The sequence below is a fragment of the Rhodococcus sp. G6(2025) genome, from assembly GCF_058628105.1.
In genome coordinates, this window is the sequence record NZ_CP179751.1 from 597958 (window position 1) to 622326 (window position 24369).

The 24369-nt window shown below is 61.6% G+C and carries 19 protein-coding genes; 17 read left to right on the forward strand and 2 right to left on the reverse strand.

Going from position 1 to position 24369, the window contains the following annotated elements:
• The first annotated feature begins 8 nt into the window (after positions 1-8).
• The 9 genes from ACLIVD_RS39780 (at position 9) to ACLIVD_RS39820 (ending at position 9856) form a co-directional block, all read left to right on the forward strand.
• Positions 9-1598 carry an AMP-binding protein gene (locus ACLIVD_RS39780; protein ID WP_491933411.1) on the forward strand — a complete coding sequence of 530 codons (1590 nt, stop codon included), beginning with the start codon at positions 9-11 and terminating at the stop codon, positions 1596-1598.
• A 4-nt stretch (positions 1599-1602) separates the two neighbouring features.
• Positions 1603-2367, forward strand: a complete 765-nt coding sequence (locus ACLIVD_RS39785) for an SDR family NAD(P)-dependent oxidoreductase (RefSeq protein WP_491933412.1) — start codon at positions 1603-1605, stop codon at positions 2365-2367.
• Complete coding sequence (locus tag ACLIVD_RS39790) at positions 2364-3581, forward strand: CaiB/BaiF CoA transferase family protein (protein ID WP_491933413.1); 1218 nt, start codon at positions 2364-2366, stop codon at positions 3579-3581. The genes ACLIVD_RS39785 and ACLIVD_RS39790 overlap by 4 nt, the downstream gene beginning before the upstream one ends.
• The gene (locus ACLIVD_RS39795; RefSeq protein ID WP_491933414.1) at positions 3578-4987 is read left to right on the forward strand and encodes an MmgE/PrpD family protein; all 1410 of its coding nucleotides are present in this window, start codon (positions 3578-3580) and stop codon (positions 4985-4987) included. Before ACLIVD_RS39790 ends, ACLIVD_RS39795 begins: the two co-directional genes overlap by 4 nt.
• A complete protein-coding gene (locus ACLIVD_RS39800) occupies positions 4984-6141 on the forward strand; it encodes an acetyl-CoA acetyltransferase (RefSeq protein ID WP_491933415.1) in 1158 nt (385 codons plus the stop codon). The genes ACLIVD_RS39795 and ACLIVD_RS39800 overlap by 4 nt, the downstream gene beginning before the upstream one ends.
• Positions 6138-6578, forward strand: coding sequence for a Zn-ribbon domain-containing OB-fold protein (locus tag ACLIVD_RS39805; RefSeq protein WP_491933416.1), 441 nt, complete (start codon positions 6138-6140; stop codon positions 6576-6578). The genes ACLIVD_RS39800 and ACLIVD_RS39805 overlap by 4 nt, the downstream gene beginning before the upstream one ends.
• A 9-nt stretch (positions 6579-6587) precedes the next feature.
• Positions 6588-7748: an acyl-CoA dehydrogenase family protein gene (locus ACLIVD_RS39810; protein WP_491933417.1), complete on the forward strand. Its 1161-nt coding sequence runs from the start codon at positions 6588-6590 to the stop codon at positions 7746-7748.
• Between the two features lie 2 nt (positions 7749-7750).
• Positions 7751-8500 (forward strand): maleate cis-trans isomerase family protein, encoded by a 750-nt coding sequence (locus ACLIVD_RS39815; protein ID WP_491933418.1) that lies wholly within the window; start codon positions 7751-7753, stop codon positions 8498-8500.
• Between the two features lie 822 nt (positions 8501-9322).
• Positions 9323-9856, forward strand: a complete 534-nt coding sequence (locus ACLIVD_RS39820) for a YbhB/YbcL family Raf kinase inhibitor-like protein (RefSeq protein WP_491933419.1) — start codon at positions 9323-9325, stop codon at positions 9854-9856.
• A 1047-nt stretch (positions 9857-10903) separates the two neighbouring features.
• Here ACLIVD_RS39820 and ACLIVD_RS39825 read toward each other — a convergent pair.
• Complete coding sequence (locus ACLIVD_RS39825) at positions 10904-11407, reverse strand: nuclear transport factor 2 family protein (RefSeq protein ID WP_491933420.1); 504 nt, start codon at positions 11405-11407, stop codon at positions 10904-10906.
• Between the two features lie 538 nt (positions 11408-11945).
• The gene (locus ACLIVD_RS39830; protein WP_491933421.1) at positions 11946-13463 is read right to left on the reverse strand and encodes a 3,4-dihydroxy-2-butanone-4-phosphate synthase; all 1518 of its coding nucleotides are present in this window, start codon (positions 13461-13463) and stop codon (positions 11946-11948) included.
• A gap of 732 nt (positions 13464-14195) precedes the next feature.
• On the opposite strand from ACLIVD_RS39830, the gene ACLIVD_RS39835 reads away from it, so the two are divergent.
• The 8 genes from ACLIVD_RS39835 to ACLIVD_RS39870 all read left to right on the forward strand — a co-directional run bounded on the left by ACLIVD_RS39835 (position 14196) and on the right by ACLIVD_RS39870 (position 24365).
• Positions 14196-15302 (forward strand): FAS1-like dehydratase domain-containing protein, encoded by a 1107-nt coding sequence (locus ACLIVD_RS39835; RefSeq protein WP_491933422.1) that lies wholly within the window; start codon positions 14196-14198, stop codon positions 15300-15302.
• A complete protein-coding gene (locus ACLIVD_RS39840) occupies positions 15299-16861 on the forward strand; it encodes an acetate--CoA ligase (RefSeq protein WP_491933423.1) in 1563 nt (520 codons plus the stop codon). Before ACLIVD_RS39835 ends, ACLIVD_RS39840 begins: the two co-directional genes overlap by 4 nt.
• A gap of 30 nt (positions 16862-16891) precedes the next feature.
• On the forward strand, positions 16892-18235 hold the full coding sequence (locus tag ACLIVD_RS39845; RefSeq protein WP_491933424.1) for a CaiB/BaiF CoA transferase family protein: 1344 nt from the start codon (positions 16892-16894) through the stop codon (positions 18233-18235).
• An 8-nt stretch (positions 18236-18243) separates the two neighbouring features.
• Entirely contained in the window at positions 18244-19380 is a 1137-nt protein-coding gene (locus ACLIVD_RS39850) for an LLM class flavin-dependent oxidoreductase (RefSeq protein ID WP_491933425.1), read from the forward strand.
• A 130-nt stretch (positions 19381-19510) separates the two neighbouring features.
• Positions 19511-21526 carry an oxidoreductase gene (locus tag ACLIVD_RS39855; protein ID WP_491933426.1) on the forward strand — a complete coding sequence of 672 codons (2016 nt, stop codon included), beginning with the start codon at positions 19511-19513 and terminating at the stop codon, positions 21524-21526.
• A 486-nt stretch (positions 21527-22012) separates the two neighbouring features.
• Entirely contained in the window at positions 22013-22552 is a 540-nt protein-coding gene (locus ACLIVD_RS39860; protein WP_491933427.1) for a nuclear transport factor 2 family protein, read from the forward strand.
• Positions 22549-23385 (forward strand): nuclear transport factor 2 family protein, encoded by an 837-nt coding sequence (locus tag ACLIVD_RS39865; RefSeq protein ID WP_491933428.1) that lies wholly within the window; start codon positions 22549-22551, stop codon positions 23383-23385. Before ACLIVD_RS39860 ends, ACLIVD_RS39865 begins: the two co-directional genes overlap by 4 nt.
• Complete coding sequence (locus ACLIVD_RS39870) at positions 23382-24365, forward strand: cyclase family protein (protein ID WP_491933429.1); 984 nt, start codon at positions 23382-23384, stop codon at positions 24363-24365. The genes ACLIVD_RS39865 and ACLIVD_RS39870 overlap by 4 nt, the downstream gene beginning before the upstream one ends.
• Positions 24366-24369 lie beyond the last annotated feature (4 nt).

Here is a 24369-nt window from a genome sequence, read left to right on the forward strand (position 1 = left end):
CACGAACGATGGGCGCGCTTGTCAGCCACAGGGCCAGGACCCACGGAGACTTCGTGTTCGTCACAGTGGACGGCACATCGGTGCCTTATCACGAGTTCGATGCACTCGTCACACAAGCCGCGCGCGGACTTATGGGCGTGGGCGTCTCGCATGGGGATCGTGTTTGTCTGGCATTGCCCAACAGTCTGGCGTTCTTGGCGGCGAGTTTCGGCCTCATGCGCCTAGGGGCGATCCAAGTGCCACTGAGCCTGGAATATCGCAGTGCCCAGGTCGCGTACGTACTGGCCGACGCCGACGCCAAGGTGTTGGTAAGCACAGGTGCCTTCTTCGACGAACACCGCGACACGCTTATCGAGGCGAGTCTCGATACAGTAGTCCTCACGAGTGGCGGCCTACCTGCGGCGGATCGCCTAGTCACCCGCTCATGGGCTGATGTTCTTGCCTCCGGAGATGGTGCGACCGCAACGCTGCCGGAGGTCGTTCCGAGCGATACGTTGGCCATCATCTACACCTCGGGCACCACTGGTGATCCGAAGGGCGTCCAACTTTGCCATGAGCACGAACTGACGATCGCTGAGAACATTGCGGCGAGCATCGCCCTGACTCCCGATGACTGCTTCTACAATTTTTACCCCCTGCACCACAACACAGGTCTCGGCATCATTACCTGTGCGGTCCTCACTGTGGGTGCTCGGATGCTGCTCATCGAGCGCTTCTCCAAGAGCCAATTCTGGCCGGACGTCGTTCGCCATGGATGCACAGTCTTCTACGGGATGGGCCCCATCCTCGAGATCCTCGACAAGGACGAGGCCGCAGACACGAAGGCACAGGGCCACCAGCTTCGAGTGTGTTTCGGCATCGCAATGGGTGAAGGTCAGGCCGAGAAGTTCCGCAGGCGCTTCGGCGTCGACTTCGTCAGCGGCTACGGGTCGACCGAGGTCAACATGGTGGCAATCGCTCCCATGCTCGATGGTCACCCCGGTGCAGCGGGCAAGGTCCTCGACGACTTCGAGGTCGCGATCGTCGACACAACTGACCACCAGCTACCGGTCGGAGAGGTCGGCGAGATCGTCGTACGTCCTAGGCGGCCCTTCATTACCTCACTCGGGTACTGGCGCAAACCCGCCGAAACTGCAAAAGTATGGCGAAATCTCTGGGCGCACACCGGTGACGCCGGTCGGCTCGACGCCAACGGTTACCTCTACTTCGTCGACCGGATCAACGACGTCATCCGGCATCGAGGGAACAATGTTTCCTCGATCGAGGTCGAGACCCTGATCCTCGCAATGGACGAGGTCGCCGAGGTCGCGATCATCCCGGTGGCCTCGGAGCTCGGGGAATTCGACCAGGACATCTGCGCCGTCATCGTCGCCCGCGCAGGCGTGGAGCTGAGGCCGGCGCAAGTCATCGCTCGGTGCGACAAGGAGCTTCCGCGTTACGCCGTGCCCCGGTACGTCGACGTGGTTGCCGAGCTACCGAAAACTCCCACAGGCAAGGTGCGCAAGAACGTGCTCCGCGGCGCGCCTGCCTCTGCGGCCCGCTGGGACCGCGATAAGCACCTCCTCGACCACGGCGATACCACTGGAAAGGCTGGATAAGTAAATGGGACAGTTTGAAGGAACAACCGTGTTGGTTCTAGGTGCCTCAGGAGGAGTAGGCCGCGCAGCAGCCGAAATGCTTCTCGACCGCGGAGCACGGGTGGGGCTGCATTACCGCAGCAACTCCGAGCCCGTCCAGCAGCTCGTAGAAAAGTATGGCAAGGACCGGGCCCTGGCTGTGCAGGCCGATCTCACCGACGGCGATTCGGTCCGGGCTGCGGTGGCAGAGGTGGCGGCAGCCTTCGGTTCGCTCGACGGCTGCCTCAACACCATCGGTACGGCGCTGCGAATGAAGCCGTTTCTGGAGATCCCGGAGGAGGCCATCGACGACACGATCGCCGTCGAGCTCCGCAGCGTCATCACGGTAGCCCGAGCGACGCTTCCACTTCTCATCGAGACCGGCCGTGGACGTCTCGTCTTCGTCGGGTCCGACTCCGGCAAGGTCGGTACGTCCGGCGAGGTCATCTCGGCGGCATGTCGGGGTGGGATCATCGCGCTGGCGAAGTCGCTGGCCCGCGAGTACGCACGGAATAACGTCCTGGTCAACGTGATCTGCCCCGGGCCGACCGACACCGGACTCTGGGACGACCTGGTAAAAAACGACGAGTTCGGCGGCAAGATCGGGAACGCGATGATCAATGCGATCCCGCTGCGGCGGCTCGGCACTGCTGAGGAGGTCGCAGCGGCAGCCGTTTTCCTTCTGTCAGAGGAGGCGTCGTTCATCACAGGCCAGGCGATCAGCGTCAGTGGCGGGTTGACGATGTCATGAAGCGGCCGCTGGAAGACGTTCGGATCCTCGCCGTCGAGCAGTACGGTGCCGGCCCATGGGGGTCGGTTCATCTTGCAGACCTCGGCGCAGACGTCATCAAGATCGAGGACCCTCGGACGAATGGAGACGTGGGCCGCTACGTTCCGCCATTCGCCGAAGACGAGGACAGCCTCTTCTTCGAGGCCTTGAACCGCAACAAGCGCAGCCTGAGCCTGGATCTCACCACCGACGCAGGGCGGGCGGTCTTCCACAGGCTCGTAGCCGAGTCCGACGCCGTCTACTCCAACCTGCGTGGCGATGTGCCCGCCAGACTCGGGCTGACCTACGACGACCTCAAAGACGTCAACCCGGCGATCGTCTGCTGCTCCCTCTCTGCATTCGGGATGACCGGACCTCGAGCGGCCGAGCCGGGATACGACTACGTAATGCAGGGACTGACCGGCTGGATGTCACTGACCGGTGAGCCGGGCGGTCCTCCGCAGAAGACGGGCCTGTCTCTGGTCGATTTCGCGGGGGGCTACGTCGCGGGGTACGCACTTCTCGCTGGACTACACGCCGCACGACGGGACGGCGTGGGCATGGACTGCGACGTTTCTTTGTACGAGACAGCATTGAGCATGCTCAACTACCAAGCGACCTGGCATCTGACCTCTGGTATGACGCCCGAACGCACGCGGCATTCAGCACATCCATCGCTTGTGCCTTTCCAGAACTTCCAGACCTCGGACGGCTGGATCGTGGTGGCCTGCCCTAAGGACAAGTTTTTCGACAGGTTGCTCGTCGCGCTCGGACTGGAGAGCGTGCGCTCCGACGCGCGGTTCATCGACTTCAACTCGCGACGAGAGAACAAGGACGCACTGCTCGAGATCCTCGAACCGACGATCAGGGCTTGGCCAGCCGAGAAGCTACTGGCCAAGCTTGCCAAATCGGGTGTTCCGTGCGCTCCGGTCAACGATGTGGAGAACGCATTGCGGGACCCCCAGTTGGAAGCGCGTGGAGGTTTCACCGAGACGTCACATCCACGCTTCGGCACGGTCAAAGCTGTGGCATCGCCGGTCCGCGTCGGAGCGCCGTTCACCGAGCACAGACGTGCCCCTCGGCGAAACGAGGACGCAAAAGATGTCCTCACCGGTGTCCTCGGGATGGACGAGAATACAATCGGCGCGCTGCGCGAGTCGGGCGCGTTCGGACTGGCTCCGTGGGGTGAGGTATGACGATTGCACGCAGCTTCGCCCGGTGGACCGCGGAAGTTTCGGTCACGGACATCCCGGCTGAGATCCGCCGGAGCGCGCTCCTTCGCGTACTCGACGGCCTAGGTACCGCTTTCGCGGCCGCCCGGATGAACAACGCGCCGTTCGCCGTCCCGGTAGCTCGGTCGCTGGGTTCCGGCCAGGAAGCTACCGTAATCGGATCCACCGTAGCTGCCTCCGCGCCCGGAGCGGCATTCGCCAACGGTGTGCTCATGCACAGCCTCGACTTCGACGACACCCACACGGCCGGCTTGGTCCACGCCACCGCGATGACCCTCCCCGCTACCCTGGCCGTCGCCCAGCGTCAGGGCAGTTCAGGTCCAGAACTAGTGCGGGCACTGGTACTTGGCTACGAACTCGCCGGCAGACTGAGCTCCGCTGTGCCACACGGCTTCCACGCAAAGGGCTTCCATGCGACATCGGTATGCGGCACCTTCACCGCCGCACTCACGTCGTCGCTACTGTCCGGGCTGTCGGTCGAGCAGACGGTCAACGCATTGGGTATCGCGGGCAGCCAGTCGTCAGGAAGCATGGAGTTCCTGGCCACGGGCGCGTCCACCAAGCAGATCCACCCCGGATGGTCGTCGTTGGCAGGCGTCCTCGCGGCCGGGATGGCGTCCGGCGGTGCGACCGGTCCGGACACCATCATCGAGGGGGAACACGGACTGTTCGCGCTCTTCGCCGATACAGAGCCAGACCTCGACTCTGTCCTGGCCGATCTCGGCGAGTCCTGGCAGGTTGAGGGCGTCGAACCGAAACCGTACCCCGCATGTCACCTGATGCACCGGAGCTTGGACGTGGCACGAGAGCTGCAGCCGACCCTCGACGCCGACCAGGTCCAGGACATCCTGGTCCGGATACCCGCAGAGAGCGTGCCGATCGTGTGCAGCCCCGCGGACGTCAAGCAGCGCCCCCGTTCGCCATACGAGGCGAAGTTCAGCGTTCAGTGGAGCATCGCCGCCATGTTGATCGACGGCGAGGTCGGCGTCGACACGTATCGAGCCGACCTGATCGACCGGCCCGATGTTCGTCGATTGAGCGAGAGAGTGCGCTTCGAACCAGTCAATGACCCACGCCCAGCCGCGCAGCAGCCGGGAGATCTCACTGTGACGCTGAAGGACGGCAGCGTCGGGCGGCTCCGCACGGACGACTCATCGTTCGACGGTTTGGCGACAGACCTCGACGAGCTGGTCCTTCCGAAGTTCCGACTCAACGTCGGTGCATCAGAACATGCAGTCGGGCAACTCATCGACGCCGTCATGCTTCTCAATGACGCGCCAGACCTCACGGAGGTTTCGGCGGCACTCCATGACGTGACCGACGATTGGGCGACCAATCGTTCCCGGTTGACGAGCGAGGCGGTCTCATGACCCGGGCATACGCAGGCGCGGCAATCGTCGGTGTGGCCGAATCCGACCTCGGCGCCACCGGACGCGCCGCGCTGGAACTCCAGGCACAGGCGGTTCACCGAGCCCTTGCCGACGCTGGACTCAAGCTGAGCGACGTCGACGGGATCGCCTCGGTCGGGGTGCCACGCTTTCCGGCGATACAGGCGGCTGAATACCTCGGCATCCAGCCGACCTGGAGCGACAGCACATTCACGGGCGGATCGTCATTCGAGCTCATGACGGCCAGGGCCGCCCAAGCAATCACCGCCGGGCACGCCGAGACAGTGGTCGTGGTCTACGGCTCGAACCAGCGATCGGCGAAGTCACGGTCCCTCGGTGGAGTGCTTGACCCGCTGCAGCCGGAGTCTCAGTTCGACGCGCCCTATGGCGCACTCAACCCCGTGTCGTTTTATGCCATGGCAGCCGCACGGCACACGCACGAGTTCGGTACCAAGCCTGAGCAACTCGCGGAGATCGCCGTCGCAGCTCGAGAGTGGGCCAAGCTAAACCCCAAGGCCTTCCGGTACGACTCAGAGTCGCTCACCGTCGACGACGTGCTCTCCTCGCCACTGATCTCAACGCCACTCCATCTCTTGGACTGCTGCTTGGTCACCGATGGCGGGGGAGCGGTCGTGCTCACCTCCGTCGATCGAGCGGCTGACCTACCGCGCACCCCGGTCCATATCCTCGGACACGGAGAATGCTCGACCCATCACGGGTTCACCCAGATGCCGGACCTCACCAGCACCGGTGCGGTGCAGTCCGGCCGCGCTGCCTTCCGTGAGAGCGGCCTCACCCCTGCCGAAGTCGATGTCATCCAGGTCTACGACTCGTTTACGATCACAGCCCTCCTGTCGCTGGAGGCCCTTGGGTTCTGCAAACGAGGCGAGGGCGGATCCTTCGTTGAGGACGGAAAGCTACGTCCCGGTGGGGGATTCGCCTTCAACACCACAGGGGGCGGCTTGTCATATACGCACCCGGGCATGTTCGGGATCTTCCTCATCATCGAAGCCGTCCGCCAGCTCCGCGGAGAAAGTGGACAACGGCAGGTTCACGGTGCGGAGACGGCAGTGTGCCATGGCACAGGCGGAATCCTCTCGCACAATTCAACCTTGGTATTGGGAGTGCAGCGATGAACTCGTCGTACGCGGAGTTCCCGTCGCGTCCCGTCCCCCCTGTGACCTCCGAGACCCAGGAGTGGTGGGACCACACGCGAGAGCGCAGGCTCACCGTGCAGACCTGCCAGCAGTGCAAGCGGTCTCAGCTCTACCCCCGTGCCTTGTGCGTGTCGTGCGGATCGCTGACCCTGGAACTTGTAAAGGTCTTGGGCACCGGCACCGTGTACTCCTTCACGGTGCTCTCCAAGTCGCCGAACCCCGAGCACTTCGTGCCGCCCTATGTTGTGGCACTGGTTCGGCTCACCGAGGGTCCCGTCCTGCTGACCAACATCGTCAAGGCAGATCCCGCCGACGTCTTTTGTGAACTACCGGTGACGTTGGCCTGGGATCCACTGCCCGATGGCAGACACCTCCCACTATTTGCACCGGACAACAGCTCACACCGAGCCAGATAGGAAAATTCGATGGATTTCACTTTGAGTGCCGAACAGGAGACCTACCGAAAGACGCTGCGGCACTTCGTTCAGCGAGAAATCGAACCGGTGGCGAGGGAATGGGAGCACTCGGGTCGTTACCCCACCGAGATTGTCGACCAGATGAAGGCAATGGGACTCTTCGGCCTTCTCGTGCCTGAGGAGTACGGCGGCGCCAACGCCGACTTCGTCTCGTTTGCGCTGACCTTCGAGGAGATCGCCCGAGGCTGGATGGGCGTCGCCGGAACGCTCGGCAGCCACTCGATCGCTTGCTGGCTGATCGCCCGCTATGGCACGGACGAGCAGAAGGAGGCTTTTCTACCAGAGCTGGCCACCGGGCAGCGCCGCAGCGGCATCGCCCTGACTGAACCTCAGGCCGGCAGCGATCTGCAGGGCATCAGGACCACGGCCCGCCGCGAAGGCGACTACTACATCGTCAACGGCGCGAAGACGTGGATCACGAACGCTCGCTATGCAAACCCACTGCCCACTCTGGTGAAGACCGACCCTACGACGAGCCCGGCGCACAAGGGGATGAGCGTCCTGCTCATCGACGCTGAACTGCCTGGGTTCTCTGTCTCGCGGGACATTCCCAAAATCGGTTACAAGGGCACCGAGTCGTGCGAGGTGGTCTTCGACAACGTCAAGGTTCCGGTCAGTTGCCTACTCGGCGAAACTGAAGGGCGGGGTATGCAGCAGGTGCTGTCTGCGCTTGAGACCGGCCGGATCAACGTCGCCGCTCGCGCGTTGGGAGTCGCCCAGGCGTCCTACGACAAGGCGATTGCCTACAGCAAGGATCGAGAAGCATTCGGCAAGCCCATCTCGGACTTCCAGGCCATCCAGCTAAAGCTCGCCGACATGGCCACCTCAGTGCAGGCAGCACGACTGCTCACCTATTGGGCAGCCAGCAAACTGGACCGGGGAGAGCGCGCCGACCTGGAATCGAGCATGGCGAAGCTCTTCGCGTCGGAGGTCGCTCTCAAGGCAAGCCTCGAGTCAATGCGCATCCACGGCGGATACGGCTACTCCACGGAGTTCGAGGTGGAGCGCTACTACCGCGATGCACCACTGATGGCGATCGGTGAGGGCACCAGCGACATCCTCCGCACCGTGATCGCAAAGGCGTTGCTGGCCGGCGCGGACCTAGGATAGATATGACCGATCTCCTGTCGACCCGACGTATCGGAGTGGTTGTGCCGAGCGTCAACACCGTGATCGAAGGCTGGTACCCATACGCCGTCCCCTCAGACGTACGCGTGCATGTGAACCGGATGTTCATCGGACAGGCGGTCACCGCAGCCTCCCTAGAGGAGATGGATAGCTACGGAATCGAGGCAGCCAGAACCCTCTCCACCTGCCGACCCGACGTCGTCATCTACGGGTGTACTGCATCGAGCCTCGTCGGTGGCAGGGAGTACGACCTTCAGCTGATGAGTGAGCTACGTGAAGCCACTGGGGTTGCCTCCCTTACCACGACCGAAAGCGTGCTACGCGCCCTTGAGCACCTCGGCGTCACGACGCTGGCGGTCGCTTCTCCGTATACCGACGACCTCGGAAACACCGAGGTGGAGTTCCTCACAGCAGCAGGGCACCCGGTGCTCGGTCATGCACACATGGGGATCCTGGGTGGATTCGAACTCGCCTTGCCGTCGGCGGAAGACATCACCCGGATCGCAAGACAAGCATGGGCAAACACCGATGGCGGGGCTGATGCCCTATTCATCGGCTGCATGAACTTCAACTCACATCGGGTAATCGAAGCTATGGAGGCGGAGCTAGGTGTTCCGGTGGTGAGTGCCACACAGGCAAGCCTCTGGGCTGCCCTACGAGAGATGGGTAGGACCGACGCACTAAGCGGCCACGGGTCACTGCTTGCAGGGGGTCGGCGCGAAACGGAGAGCTGACGTCAGCCTCTCCATAATTCGAGTACTCGGACTCGTGGTCGGGTCGTGCCAGAGTCTCTGTTTCCTGCCAACCGACCCGGCGAATTCTGCCCGCCTACTCGGTGGAATAGACTGTAAGCAAAGCAGTTTCGTCTGCCGAGGCAGGCTATCGATTCGGTTCATTCGAAGCAGCCGCTGGGCGGGTCTCGACGATGCGTTTGCGGGCTACGAGATCCTTTGAGGGGCGTAGAGACGAGGACCTTCGACGACATTGTCCGAGATAACGTCGTCGTTCGTCGAAGCGACTTGACTTAGTTGTCGCCAAACATGACCTACTGCTGCGGGCTCCGAAGCCAACTTTGCGGGCCCGGTAAAGCGGCAGTGGTTACGCTGGACTCCCGCACAGGTCGACGTCGTCCGGCCAAGGCGAGGGGTGCAGCAAATCTTAATCGAAAGGTTTATGTTCGGTTGTTGTATGCATCCACTCCCGAGGCGTGGACAGTCTGTCGTTCTGGCGGAACGATGTTGAGCTGTGGGTAAGTGATCGCAGACGAAGACAATGCTGCCCTGAGTTGCTGTGTGATCGATCTCGATTGCTTGAGGCAGACGGCGATGTCGGTAGCGCCGACACAGGGTCTGGCGATCGACGAATAGGACGGATAATGTGAACGTCGCCGCAAGGGAAGTGAATTCGACTGCGGCGGTTGATAGATCTCGCGCAGGGAGCCAGTGGTTCTGAGATCTGACGCGATCGGAACAAGCTTGCAAGGGTGACGGTATTCAGAGATCGATTGACCTCTGATCGACCACCTTAGGACCATCCAGACTACGAGAGAGGAAAGCATGTCCTACGACCCGTACGAGACGCTCCCCAACCTGCGGAGCTTCGAGCTGATCTCTGCCGACATCACGGACGGGCAGACGCTGAATATAGACCAGGTGAGCGGAATATTCGGTGCCGGCGGCCACGACAACTCCCCGCAGCTGTCCTGGTCCGGATTTCCGGCGGAAACCAGGAGCTTCGTAGTCACCGTGTTCGATCCCGACGCTCCGACGGCGTCCGGGTTTTGGCACTGGGCGGTGGCGAACATTCCGGCCGACACCACTTCTCTGGCGAACTCGGCCGGTGACGACGACGGCACCGGTTTACCGAAGGGTGCTCTCGCCTTGCGGAACGACGCCGGACTGCGTCGCTTTCTCGGCGCGGCACCGCCGCAAGGCCACGGCCCGCACCGCTACGTCGTGGCCGTGCATGCACTCGACGTCGACACCCTTGAAGGTGTCACGGAAGACTCGACGCCTGCCTTCCTCGGATTCAACGTGTTTTCTCATGCGATCGCTCGCGCGACGCTCACGGGAATTTACGAGCAGTCGTAGCACCCCCCCGTATGTCGCTGTTCGCACGCGTTTCGTCGGATATGCAGCGTTTGCTTTCGGCGCCAACTGGCATCGTTGATCCGTGGCCCGCTGCCGAACAGGCGCGTGTGGATGCGGCGCGCGCAGAGGGGGCGCCGCGATTAATCGGGTCAAGCCGGGGACGAATGAGACATCGTCCAGGATTCGTTCCCACGTCTGGTCGGCGGTCTTGGTGCTGCCGACCGGGAGGAGTGCCGATTGATCATTCATTTGCCCGAGCTCACGCGCCGAAGCAGGACCTCAAAGCGACCAAGCCGACGGGCCGCGAGACCGGGCAGGAGTTGCTCGCACCTTCAGGCACCTGGGCCGGCGGCCGGTCATCTAGTAGTCGGGAGGTGCGTTCGAGGTGAGTCCGACTGGTAAAGGTTCGGAGAGTCCGCCAGTAGTTTTGCCTGTGAGTATCTCGAAGCGCCTGCCGCTAGTTCACGACGGCGATGAGCTCGCGCATTTGTGGGTTCAGCATCCGCCGCGGGCGCCCTTTTATGTTGCGGTCCAGCAGTTGGCGAATCGGGGCGCACCAGTGTCAAGGGGCGCGCGCGGCGGAGGTGCGTTCACCTGTCACCTAGCGTAATCCGAAATGATCCGTCGGGCCCGCCACCGTCCAGTAGCGTATTTCAGTGGATCATGGCAGATCTGTGTTGTTCTCAGATGCCTTCGGCGCGGGTGCTCGGACATCGTTAGGGCCTCTCGCTGGCGTCAAACGGGGTGATCGGCAGACCCGAACGGGTTCGGTACCTCGCAGCCGGAACAGCACTTCGGATGCGGATTCGATGGCGTCCTCACTACCGATGCGTCGTCGGATCCACGCAACTACGTTTGGCTCGTTTGCAAGCCCCTTGCGGGTGGGGCGTCATCGAGCGTGACTGCGTCGGACGGATCTGGCGCGGCACGGCTTCGCCGCATGATTTCTGGGAATGCGTTGGTGCGCTTGATGGACCGGACGAGTTTACTGCCGGTTGAGCCATTCCCACGACGGCATCAATCGGACACCCAACCACTCGACGCCCGTCATTCCTCCGTTCGCGCGGGCCGGTTCGCCAGGTCCGATTGAAACTCGGACCGACCCTCGCTGTCGATGGAATCGTGCCGGATACGACTCATCTTGAGGGATGCGATCCGCCAGCGTCCGTCGTCGGTCTTCTCGTAGGTTTCGTGGTAGTACCCGTAGTAGGTCGCCTCGCGCAGTGGACCGTCCATGACGAGTAGGCGCTCGATCTGGGCCCAGTCGCCCCGCGCCCGCTTGGCGTCGAGGATCTCGATATCCGGCATGGACACGCGAATTACGGCGTAGATGTTCTTGAGCGCATGCGGGAGCCACTCGCGCAGTTCCGCTCGGGTGCTGTGCACTTCGTTCTGCGTCTCGCCGGGCGCCGGCATGAACTGCGCGGTCGCCCCCTCGGTGAAGCAGTCCGCCCAGCTGTCCCAGTCGCGTTCCTCGACGGCCCGGACGTAGCGGTGCTTGAGCGTCGTGATGTCGTGGCGGGCATCGAGTATTTCCAGGGTGCTGATCACGGTTTAGTCTCCTCGTTCGTTTTCTGTTCGGTTGCGGCAATCGAGTCGGGCCGCCAATCCGGACGCGGTGACCGGAAGGTGCAGCCAAATCCGGTCACCGAGGGTTGGAGCGTCTCGGTGGATTTGGTAGTCGACTTCAGGGGCGGGTAAGCGTGCTAAGCATTTGGTCCACTATCACCTGCATTTTCGATCCGGTCCAGCGGCGATAAGCTCGGTCGGTGTGGTGTAAACCGGAGCGGGCGTTAGCCTCTGGTGATGGGGATTATGCCGGAAGTTGTGCGTGAGTCCACTACCTTTCTTTGCGGTCGGGCATCATCGACCGTGACCCGTCGGCGGGGATGCGTGCTGATCGAATCTGACAGCGGTTGGTAGGTCAGCACGCGCCGCTACCGCTCGAAAAGTCTATGACGCAGGCTAATCCGGTCAACCACATGTGGCTAGATTCGAGAGGTCCCGACTACGTCGTTCGACGTGTTTGACTATCGGCTGCAGGGTCCTGCGGTCGCCCGCACGGGGCGTGCTGGCGCCGAGCAGAATCTCACATAGATAGATCCGCGGTGAGCGGATAGCCGGCGCCGAATTCGCGGGTACGGTGTACGTCGTTTTCGAGTGCAGTTATGAGTTCTTCCTTCGAGGAGAACGTCACCTGGCCGCGAATCCATTGATCCAGATAGACGGAGATCTCGGCTTGGTACAGATCCTCATCGAAGTCGAGCAAGTGTGCCTCGAGGAGGCGTGGACCGGTGCGGCCGTAGAACGTCGAGCGTCGTCCGATCGACACGGCCGCCAGAATGGTCCTTTTGTCGGGCAGGATGCATCTACCAGCCCAGACCCCATCGGACAGACCTGAGCTATCTGAAGTGTCGTCGAGCTCCAGATTAGCTGTGGCGAAGCCGAGTTCACGGCCGCGCTGGTCTCCATGTGTCACGATGCCCCGGACGAGGCTGGGAGTGTTGGCCTCCTGCGGACGAATGGAAGTCGCCGCATCGGTGGACATCACGGCGGCGTGGACACCGAGGAGCTCCAGGTCGGCAGGTAGGTCGTCTGGTGGATCGAGCAGAAGCGGCGTAGTTACGCCCAGTTCCCGCATGATTTGGGCTACGTCGGCGGCGCGGTTTCTGGCTGCAAGGAGTCGCTCGGTGGGTGGGCGGGTATGTGCATCGACGTCACTCGTACGTCGCTCAACGAGTACCACTCCGTCACCGTGGTCGGCGATGCGATCGAACTGCGTGTACAGGTCGGTGTCGATGGAGGTCAGGTGTGGTGCGAAGTCAAACTCCTGGTGGAGATGGACGAGGGGAGTGTCGGCAACGTGTGGTCGGCCGACTCGATAGGCGACGTAGTCGATGCCGGACACTTCACTGCGGAAACCGGAGGTGCGGAGCTCCCCGAATGGCCCCGAGCGTGTAGCCACGAATGTAGTGCGTACATGTAGTTCGCGTGATCGTCGATAGAGCGCGACGTCGTCGGCGGAGAGCCAGTTGAGCTGGTGTTCGGCCGCGAACGCCCGGCAGTCGTCGGCACTGGCCATGCGGGTGGGTTCGCTGGGCGAGACAAGTGCAGCGAATGCGCCGACGCGGTGCAGTCCGGCGGCCCGGGTGAGGTCCGTGACTGTCTCGGCTGGACCGTGGAAGGCGAGTACGCCGCGGTCGTGTGCGCGTCGCGGCACGACGTGGCCGGGTCGAGTGAATTTCGCGGCGGAGGTGGAGGGCGCTGCCAGCTGCTGAAGTGTGCGGGCCCGGTCCAATGCGGAGATGCCGGTTCCCACGCCGTCTACTGCGTCGATCGAGACTGTGTAGTAGCCGCCGGCAGGATCGGCGACCATACCGGCCATCGGTGGGAGTGCTAGTCGTTCGCAATCCTTGCCGGTTACGGCGGCGCAGATGAACCCTGAGCTGTGGTGGATGAGGAAGGTCAAGTTCGACGAGGATGCCTTCTCTGCTGCGAGAAGCAGGTACGCGTCCGGGTCCCCTACTGCGCTGCCGGTAAGGACAATTGGGCGCCCGATGGCGAGATCTGCCAGAGCCTGCTGGACGCGGGCTATAGGACTTTCCATGGTGGGGTCTCCATTCTGCTGCGGTTGCGGTCGGAATCGGGTGTCTCCACGCGTGCTAGCTGGGCCGCTTCATTTCTTCTTTCCACGAGCACTGTGTTGCCGCTGGTGGTAGTAGCACTCGGGGATTCTCTGCACTGCACCCAGAGCTAGAATGATTCGTGATGCCGAATTCTGTCAATGGCGGCCTTCCTGGGGACAACCTAGCGAACATACTGGGATAATAGAAAATATCGCTGCACTATGGACGTTCGGATCATTGACTGGTTATAGTTAAGCGGCAACATGGATTCGCTATACCGAACAAAGTAGGAGGGGGCTGGAGGGGTGACTCTCGATTTAGTGGTGATGGGTGCATCAACCCGTCGCTGCAACGGCCTCATCTGCGACGAAAGACGAGCCCCCGCTTCTCATGCCCGTATTCGCAGTGCCGGACTACGACGCCGACCCGCCACTGTTCGTCGTCAAACTCTCTCGGGTCGTGATCAGAGCGAGACTCTCGCCCAGAGCCGGCTTGATCGCCTTCGCCCCCAATTTTCGACCGCGATTGCGGAACGACCGGGCGGTGCACGGCCTTGCGCCGCACCGAACTCGAAACAGCTGAACTACCGGGACTGAACCGCGACCCCTGCGGCGCAGCCCGCTCCACCCCACGCACCATTTTCGGATGTCAAAGCCGTACGTGCGGTTATCAATCGAGAGGAACGCCATATGCCTGGCGACAAGCAATTCAACGTGCTCACCGACGAAGCGCTCAACGAGCTCAGAGGCTTCATCGGCAAGGAAGCACGGCGGGGCCGCCCGTACGTCGAGCTCATGTCTTCGGACGCTATTCGCCACTTTGCGTACGGCATCGGGGACCGGAACCCTCTGTGGAACGATCCCGAATACGCTGCAAGCACAGCGCACGGTGCGCAGTTGGCTCCTCCGACGGCGCTCTACGCAACCGACCGCATCCTCTCCGGGTATGTCACCGGCCTCTCCGGTGTCCATGCAATGTTTGCCGGCACCGAATTCAAGTACGAGCGACCCATCAGGGTCAACGACCGCATCCGTGCTGTCGCCAAGCTCAAGGACCTGATCGAGCGCCCCAGTAAGTTTGCCGGAAGGTCTGTACAGCAGATTTACGCCGTCGAGCTCTTCGACCAGGAGGACAAGCTCGTCGCTACGGCAGAGTCGTATTGCTTCCGAACTGAGCGGGACGCCGCACGCGAGCGGTCCAAGTACGAAGTGCCTGCACCCGTGACCTGGACGACCGAGCAGATCGCCGACATCGCCAACCAGTACAAGGAACAGGACGCGCGACGCCGCGGCGCGCTTCCTCGATACATCGAAGATGTCAACGTCGGTGACGAGGTGCCCCAGTTGATCAAGGGTCCGTACACCGCCACCACCGCGATCGCATTCCTCCTCGGATGGGGCGGCCTCTACGTACGTGCGCACGGCGATGCTTTCGACCTCTACGAGCGTCACCCCGGACTCGGAATCCTTAACGACTGGGGTGTCCCCGAGCCGCCTGAGCGTGTTCACTGGGATCCCGTTCTGGCGGCGAACGTCGGAGTCCCCGGTGCCTACGACTACGGTCCGGAGCGCGTGTCGTGGCTGGGCCACCTCATGACCGACTGGATGGGAGACGACGGGTTCCTCGCACGACTCAAGGTCGAGGTCCGACGCCACAATTTGATCGGCGAGCTCGTGACTTGTAAGGGCACCGTCAAGTCTGTCGACCGGGAGAACCGGACCGTTCACCTCGAGCTCTACGCTCACAATCAGGACGGGGACGAGTCGGCACGCGGCGAGGCCGAAGTGGTTCTCCTCTCGAAGGACTCTGTTTCATCATGACCGCCGCCCGATCCTCGGTCGCGTCCGTCGACCCTCCCGGCTCCTACTTTCACGCTGTCGAGAACTTCAGCTGGGCATCCCTGTGGGACCTCTTCGACGGGAACCAGGACCGACTCAACATTGCGCACGAATGCCTCGATCGGCACCGTGAGCTCGGCGCGGCAGTCCGGCTTCGTCGGTCGGACGGTGCCTATCAGACGCTGACCTTCGCCGAGCTGGCGGACTGGTCCAGTAGGTTCGCCCATCACCTCGAGAATCTTGGGGTGGCGGCAGGGGAGCCAGTCGGAATCATGCTCGAGCCGTCGCTGGAGTTCTACGCGGCGGTCTTCGGCGCAATGAAGCGTGGTGCTGTCGCGGTGCCGCTCTATACCCTCTTTGGACCAGAAGCGCTCAAGGCTCGCATCGATGACTGTGGCGCACGTGTGTTGCTTGTTGGCCCTGAACTCATGCAGGCTTCGCGCGACCTGGAGGGTGTTGACGCCATCGCACTCGACAACGAGGTGTTGAAGACGATCGAAAGCCTCAGCACCGAGTATGAGGTCAAGACGAAGCCTGAGGACCTGGCAGTACTTCAGTACACCTCGGGTACTAGTCGGCTATTGCCCGAGGCGGTTCGGCACGATCACCGATCGATTGTCACCTTGACCTTGGCGGGAAGGTACGGTGTCGGCCTGCGACGCGGAGATCGTTTCTTCTGCCCTTCCTCGCCCGCCTGGGGGCATGGTCTATGGCATGGAACTATCGCCCCACTCAGCCTCGGGGTAAGTACCGGCGCATACGCTGGCCGGTTCGACCCCGCGGAACTGGCCGATGCGTTGCACCACTTTGCCATTACAAACCTGGCAGCTGCTGGCACGGTGTATCGCATGTTGGCGGGCAAAGACCTCCTGAGTCGGCTTCCGCGACTAGACAAAGCCTCCTACACGGGGGAAGCGTTGAGCCCGGAGATTCTCGAAGCGCTCGAGACCGCTCTAGGGACATCGGTGTGTGGCATGTACGGCACCACGGAAACAGGCGTCATTCTGGCCAACTACCCCGGTTTCGGTGACTACGCAGTCCGCCCCGGCGCGCTCGGGAAACCCGTACCGGGGTGGGAGGTGTCGGTCATCGACGACTCGGGCGCCGAGGTGGCCGACGGTGTCGTCGGAGAAGTTGCGGTTCGGCGCAGGGGTGAATGGTTCAGATCCAAGGACCTGGGACAACGCGATGCAGAGGGCTACTTCTGGTACCTCGGGCGAGCAGATGACGTAATCATCTCCTCGGGGTGGACAATTAGCCCGCTCGAGGTCGAAAACGCGTTGTGCCTTCACCCGGAGGTCACCGCAGCGGCTGTGATCGGCATACCGGACGACCTGCGCGGTCAGGCTCTGAAAGCCTTCGTGGTCAGTACCCGGAACGACGCCGAGATGGTCGACGAGTTGCAAAGTCTCGTCAAAACGCGGCTCAGCGCCCATGAATACCCGCGGAAGATTGCTTTCATCTCCGAGCTGCCAACCACGGTCAACGGAAAGATCAATAGGCGGGCGCTTCGAGTCGAGCACGACGAATCGACAAGTTGATCATCGCGATGCTGAAAAAGGTGAGGCTCTATGGTCGACGTTGACCAGCTAACGCAGGCGGAGCAACGTGTCGGTGGCGGCCCGTTGAAGGGGATTCGGGTGCTCGATCTGACTCACGTCCTGGCGGGTCCACTTGCCACGATGTTGCTCGGCGATCTCGGCGCCGAGGTCATCAAGGTGGAGCGACCACACGTAGGCGACGAAACTCGCGTTATCCCGCCCAGCCAGTCCGGGGAAAGTCACTACTTTCTCAGCGTCAACCGAAACAAGAAGAGCATCACTGTCGACCTCAAGAGTCCGCAGGGTCGGGATCTGATACTTCGGTTGATCGAGACCTCCGATGTTGTGGTCGAGAACTTTCGGCCGGGGGTCGCAGCCAAGTTGGGGCTCGATGCTGAGAGCGCGAAGCGGCGCAACCCGGCCGTCGTCTACTGCTCGATCTCCGCATTCGGCCAGGACGGCGCATGGGCGAACCGGTCAGCCTTCGACATAGCTGTCCAGGCGATGAGTGGGGCCATGACGGTGTCGGGTGAACCTGACTCCCCACCGATTCGTGCAGCGATCCCGTTGGCGGATCTAGCGGCCGGTCTCTTCGCCGCCATCGGGGTGCTTGCTGCACTGGTAGAAGCCAAAGAAACCCGTGCAGGAAAGACTGTCGACATCGCGATGCTCGACTCGACGCTCGGGCTCATGGGCTACTTGGCCTCCTACTACCTTATGACGGGAGAAAGTCCCAAGCGCGTAGGTAGCGGGCACGTCAGCATCGTCCCATACGGTGTTTTCAAGGCTTCGGACGGGTATCTCGTCATCGCCACGCTTACCGAGTCTTTCTGGCCGAAGTTGTGTAACGCCATAGACAGAGCCGACTTGGCAGCAGACCCAGAGCTTGCAACCAATGAACAACGGCTAGAACGTCGCGCTGACGTCGACCGGACAATTTCGGAGACGCTCAGTTCGCGAACCGTCGAGGACTGGTGTCAGCGACTAGCGGCCGCCGATGTGCCACATGCACCGGTCCTCACGGTCGCACAGGCACTCGAACACGAGCAGGTTGCTGCCCGCGGCCTAATCCGCAGCGTTGAGCATCCCACCCTCGGGCAGATCCGCACGATGGGGCCGGCGATCAAATACGGGAACGAGCCACCGCTCCCGGCCACACCGGCACCGGTCATGGGTGCGGATACGACCGCAGTACTCAGCTCAATCCTGGGCCTGACCGGACCTGAGATTGAGGAACTCGCGAGCCGGGGTGTCATCGGCAAGCCCTCAATCCCATATGAGGTCGAATCTCAGGACACTGGATCTCGCTCGGCACACCGAGCGAAAGATGGAACGCAGCGTGTACCTGTCGTGCAAGTGATGGAGAACAAATGAAATGCAGCGTGGGATTGCATCCAACCAACTCGGACGACTGGGAACGGGTTCTGGCGGAGGACTACACACGTCCTCCATCACCGCAGGACCATGAGGTCTGGTACCGCGCGCTGCGGATCGTTGATCTTGCCGACGAGCTTGGTTTTGACAACCTTTGGACGACCGAGCACCACGTCACGCCTTACGGCATGATTCCGAACCCGCTAACCTTCCTCGCTTATGTTGCAGGAAGAACCCAAAATCTGGGTGTAGGTACCTCGGTCATGGTTCTGCCCTGGTGGGAGCAGCCCCTTCGGGCGGCCGAGGAGATCGCGCTGGTCGACACGTTCCTTCAAGGACGCGAACTCATCATTGGTGTTGGTCGTGGTATCGCCAAGAGCGAGTACGACGCGTTCGGTGTGGACCGGTCCGCAGGCCGCGAACGTTTTCGTGAGGCACTTGACATCATCCGACTCGCGCTACGAGAGGAAAGCTTTTCCTACGAAGGTGAGCACTTCCAGGTCTCTCAGACTTCGATGCGACCCCGGCCGGTGCACGCGGACCGCATTATCGACAACATGGTCGGTGCGTTCACCAGCGGAGACTCTCTCCAGATGATGGCTGATGCTGGCCTGGGAATGATGTTTACGGGAGGCAAGTCGCTCGAAGCCTGCGCGGCCGACGTGGTGGCCTTCAACGCCACACGTCGACGCGCAGGGTTGGAGCCAACCCAACCCATCGTGCTGAACTTCACGCTCTGTACGGATTCGAAGTCGGACGCTGACATCGGCCGGAGATCCTTCTCACGGCTCTCCGCCGAGATCGGCTGGCACTACAGAATGGGTGACGCGGCCCAGTTCGAAGGTGTCAAGGGGTACGAGTCCTACCTGAAACAAGCCAAGGAAGCTGCCGGCAAGTCGATCACGGCATTTGGTCGAATGGACGACCTGGTTCTTGCTGGCAATCCCGACGAGATCATCGCCCGTCTGGAGCCGCTACTCAAATCCCTGGCCGCCAAGGAGGTCCAGTTCCAGTTCCTCTTCGCCGACATCCCGCTCAAGCTCGCAGAGGCCAGCATCAAGTTGTTTGCGAAGGAAGTCATGCCCATGGTGAAGGAGCTGAATGCACCTCTCACCGAGGAACTCTCGGGGCTCTCAGTCGTCTAATCCGTAGTTGCTGGGCGGGTGAGCGCGGTAGACGACCGAGCCATCGTCCGGCGGCGAAAAATCGCCACTCTTTCGACCCATTTTGAGGTATCGGTGTCGAAGGCGTGATGCTCAAATTTCGGAGGTCAGCATGCCAAACGTGGGAACCGTCGCTATTGATCAGCGATACAATGCCCTATTGAGTCCGTTCCAGCTCGGCTCCATCGCATTGAAGAACCGAGTTGTGATGTTACCCATGGGGGCGCGCCAAAGCCGCGACGGCCTCGCCTCAGAGTCTGATATCGCCTGGCTCGAGGAGCGAGCCAAAGGTGGAGTTGGACTTATCATCACCGGCGGTCAGATCGTCAGCCCCTCCGCCGTCGTCCCCAGCAACATGGATGGGACCCCCGGCAATGTTTACCGCCTTATGGAGGCGTTCCGACCCGATGGTGTGGACGCTCAGCGTCGACTCGTCAGTGCCGTACATGCACACGGTGCGAAAATCTTCGGCCAACTTGTGCATCAAGGCCGCGATAACTCCTTCCAGGTCGGCTTGTCATCCGTCGCGCCGATTCTCGCGCCGTCGCCGATTCGAACTGAAGGCGCCTCCGATACTCCGCACGCGCTCAGCCTCCGCGAAATCGAGCAGATTGTTCACGAGTTCGGGGTCTCTGCGCGCAACCTCCAGGATGCCGGCTACGACGGTGTAGAACTGCATGGGGCGCACGGCTATCTAGTCGCACAGTTCATGTCGCCGATTGCAAACACTCGCTCAGACCACTATGGCCTCCAGTCGATCGACAATCGGACGCGTTTCCTCCGAGAGATCATTGCCGAGGTCCGCCGTGTGTGCGGACGCGACCTGGTTCTCGGCGTCCGTCTCTCAGCAGACGAAGAAGTCCCCGGCGGGGTCGATCTTCCAGTGACCAAGGACATCATTGCTCGGGTCGAAAATGATGGCCTCCTCGACTACGTCTCCATCTCCCGCGCTACCAGGGGGAACTACGTCAAGGACTCAAGTGTGGCATTTGGTGCGGCCCGTGAGTCGGCAGCTGAAGTCCGCCGCAACACGAAATTGCCCGTAATTGTCGCCAGCCGAATCACAACGCCGACCCTTGCGGAGGAAATTCTCCGAGAAGGCGACGCCGACCTTGTTGGTCTTGGCCGAGCATTGATCGCCGACCCAACCTTCGTCCTTAAGGCGAGCGGCGACATGGAGGGTGCCATTCGTCCGTGCATCGGATTTGTCCAAGACTGTAGGCAGGCGGTCGGCGGGGTCCTATGTGGTGTCAACGCCAGCGCCAGCCGTGAGGGCCAGTGGTCAGCCTTCGACGTCCGGCGAGGAGCAAGGCAGCGGGTGGCCGTTGTTGGCGGAGGCCCTGGGGGGTTGGAGGCAGCAAGGGTGGCAGCGGAGGCGGGTCACGACGTCGCGCTGTGGGAGTCCAGCGACGTTTTGGGGGGGCAGGTGCTTCGCGCGGCATCGGCACCCAATCGTAGCGAGCTAAGAGGGCTAATCGAATACCAGACCAGCGAGATCTACCGGTTGGGGGTAGAGGTCTCCTTGGGGTCGCCGGCGACGCCAGACGCGGTTGAGGCGTTCGCAGCCGACGTCGTAATCATCGCGACCGGATCGCTGCCGCAAGTCCGCCCGTATCCGAACGCAACAGTCCCGATCACCAGTACATGGTCCCTACACGACACCGTTCCGAACGATCTACGGCATGCCATTGTCGTCGACGACGGAAGTGGCTTCTGGCCGGTTGCGAGCGCTGCTGAGATACTGGTCGCGCGGGGAGGGAATGTCGAGCTTGTCGGACCCTACGGAACGATCTTGCAGAACATCCCAGCAGAGAGCGCCCCAGGCGTGCATCGGCGGCTTCGAACGGCAGGCGTCGTCTACTCGCCGTTCACGACCCTCACCGATATTGAGGAAGAATACGTGCTGCTCAGAGATGTCATCACCGGTGAGACCCGACGGGTTGCCTGCACACTGGTTGTTCTGCAGAGCCCACAAATCACCGTGCCACTGGAGCCGCTTCCGACAGCACCCGAAGTGATCCGAATCGGTGACTGTGTGGCACCGCGAAGGATCTCGCACGCTATTTTGGAAGCTAACAAAGCGGTTCGATCGATGACGTCGCAGGCCACCGGGGTCGTCGGACGATGAAAATGGCGTCGACGACCGTCAGCACGGGAGAATCACCCGGTGTCTTGGCGGCGGCGGCACGAACGGAGGTCGTCTCCGCTTCCGGACTCCGGTACCTCGAACCCGTGCGAGGTGTCGGGGTCCGGAGCGTAGATCTCCGTGGGGCCGAGTTTTTTTGGCGCCACGAGTACCGCAGTCAATTCCACGAGTCGCGGCCCTCCGCCGACGGATTGCTGCGGCGTATTCAATACACAGGAGGAAAGAATCCCGGGGTAGGAATGATGGGCGCCGCCGAACCCGGCGACTCGCCGACGTGGACTTCGTATGGCCGGACCCCTGGAGCATGTCCCCACACATACTGACATCTCTTCCATACTGGGATGCAGAACGTCTGCACCGGTCAGGTGGACGAAGATTGAGTGTGTACGTCGACTGGCCCACTCGGCTTGACCCGCGCGTACAAGCACTCCAATCGAACAATACCGAGATAGCCCACAGGGAGACGCAGTGAACATCGAACAGTCGAGCACCGTCATCAGCGAAGGTGCGCGCATCGAGCAGCTACTCGCAAAGCGCGAGATTCATGATGTCCTGCTCACATACTTGAGGGGAGTAGACCGACTTGACGCCGAACTCATCGAGTTCGCCTACCACCCAGACGCCGTTGATGACCACAGCGGTTACGAATTGCACGGAACGGGAATCGGAACGACGCTTGTCGCACTTGTGAGGGATCTGTTCACGTCGACCTTTCATTTGCTCGGGAACCACCTCATCGAGGTCGATGGCGACACCGCGTACTCCGAAGCGTATGTGCTCGGATACTACACTGCAGTCGACGACCAAGGCGACTATCTGCTCATTCGCGCACTACGGTACATCGACCAATTCGAGCAGCGAAATGGTAAATGGAAAATCGTACGCCGACGAATCATCCGAGAGTGGGATCGGATCGACAGGAATCAGGAACGACCCGAAGACAGGCCATACGAAGTTCCGAGACGAAACCGCAATGACATATCCTACGATCGCGGCCTGTCGTCATGACCTTAACTAACCTGGAAAAGGCCCTGGCGGACAACGATATCCGTGAGTCCATGGCCCGATACCTTATGGGCGTTGATCGGCTCGACGCCAATCTGATCGAGTCGGCATTCCACAAGGATGCCGTGATCGATCACGCCGGTTTTATATGGTCTGGAAGCGAAATCGGTGAAGTGCTTGTCTCGGCCATCTCAACCATGTTCGACCGTTCGATGCACCTGCTCGGAAACCAACTCATCGAGTTCGTCGGGGAATACGCGTTCTCGGAGTCCTATGTTCTCGCTCATTGCGTTCTGCCGATCCCGGACGACGACACGCTGATCTTCAGAAGCCTGCGATATGTCGATCGCTTTGAGAAACGCGATGGACGTTGGCGGATCCAGGCGCGACGCACAGTCCGGGAGTGGGACCGTCTCGAAAAGCCACTAGCGCCGACACAAGAACTGCCGTCGAACGGGCCAACTCAAGACCGCGAGCGTCTCAAGGCTGACTACATCGCCGCCAATGGTTTTTGGCCCGAGGCGCACGAGGCACTTCTGGAGCTCGACCCCGACTTTCTGAGGGCGTATCTCAACCTCAGTAATCAGGCTTCCGCACGCGGGGCGCTTGAGCCGAAGGTTCGGGAGTTTATCGCTATCGCCATGGACGCATCCGCCACCCATCCTTACAACACGGGCACTAGGAATCACATTCGGCAGGCGCTCAGACTGGGTGCGACCCGGGACGAGGTGCTCGAAGTTCTCGAGATCGTGTCGCTGATCGGAATCCGCACGACGACGGACGCAATGCCAATGCTTCGAGAGGAAGTGCGGGCTATCGAGAAGGAGACACGATGACGGCCACATCGAATCTCAATGGGGCAGTCCCTCGGTACGACGATCTGCCAGTGGACCGTGGAGGGCGGTCGGCATGGGGGATCTTCGGGGCGGACGATACTATCGGCCGCATCAACTTGCTCACTGACCAGAATGCGCGGCAAGCAGCTGAACTTGTCCGTACCGGAAAGACATTCCCGCTCAACCTACCTCTCGACCACTTCCCTCGGATGGCACACCGAGCGGCGCCCACGCACGAACTTCAGCGCCGAGGCCCGGATATCTACAAGGGTGCCATGATTGCGTACGACGAATTACTCCACGACTTCAACCCCCAGGGGTCCAGCCAATGGGACGCACTCGCGCACGCAAGCGCGGATAACGAGCTCTTCTACAATGGGACGACGGACGCTGACATCGTCGCGGGACGGCGATGCACGATCGATCACTGGGCTCGACGAGGCATCGTCGGCCGTGGTGTCCTTCTGGACGTCGCGCGCTACTTCAGGGAGAGCGGGATCGCCTATGACCCTTCAACGGCCCCGGAGGTTTCCGTTGCGCACCTCGAAGGCGCTTTGAGCCTAAGTAACACCGAGCTGTGCTCGGGGGACATCCTGCTCATCAACCTCGGTTTTCTCGATTGGGTCGACGGCCTAGACGAGTCCGCCCGCAATGCCGCTATGACCACTGCGCCACTCAGCTTCGTCGGTCTCGAGCATCACGAGCGTATGGCGCGGTGGCTCTGGGACAAGGGCGTCGCGGCGGTCGCGACGGACGCACCTGGAGTTGAGAAGTTTCCAGCCGACTTCACGAAACCCTTCGGTTCCATGCACCGAGTTCTGATCGGATTGCTCGGATTTCCGCTGGGGGAGCTTTTCGACCTGAAGGCTCTCTCTGCCGACTGTCAGGAAGATGGGACCTACGAGTTCATGTTTACGAGCGCACCCCTCAACATTCGTGGGGGCGTAGGTTCTCCTCCGAACGCTCTTGCGATCAAGTGAGCCC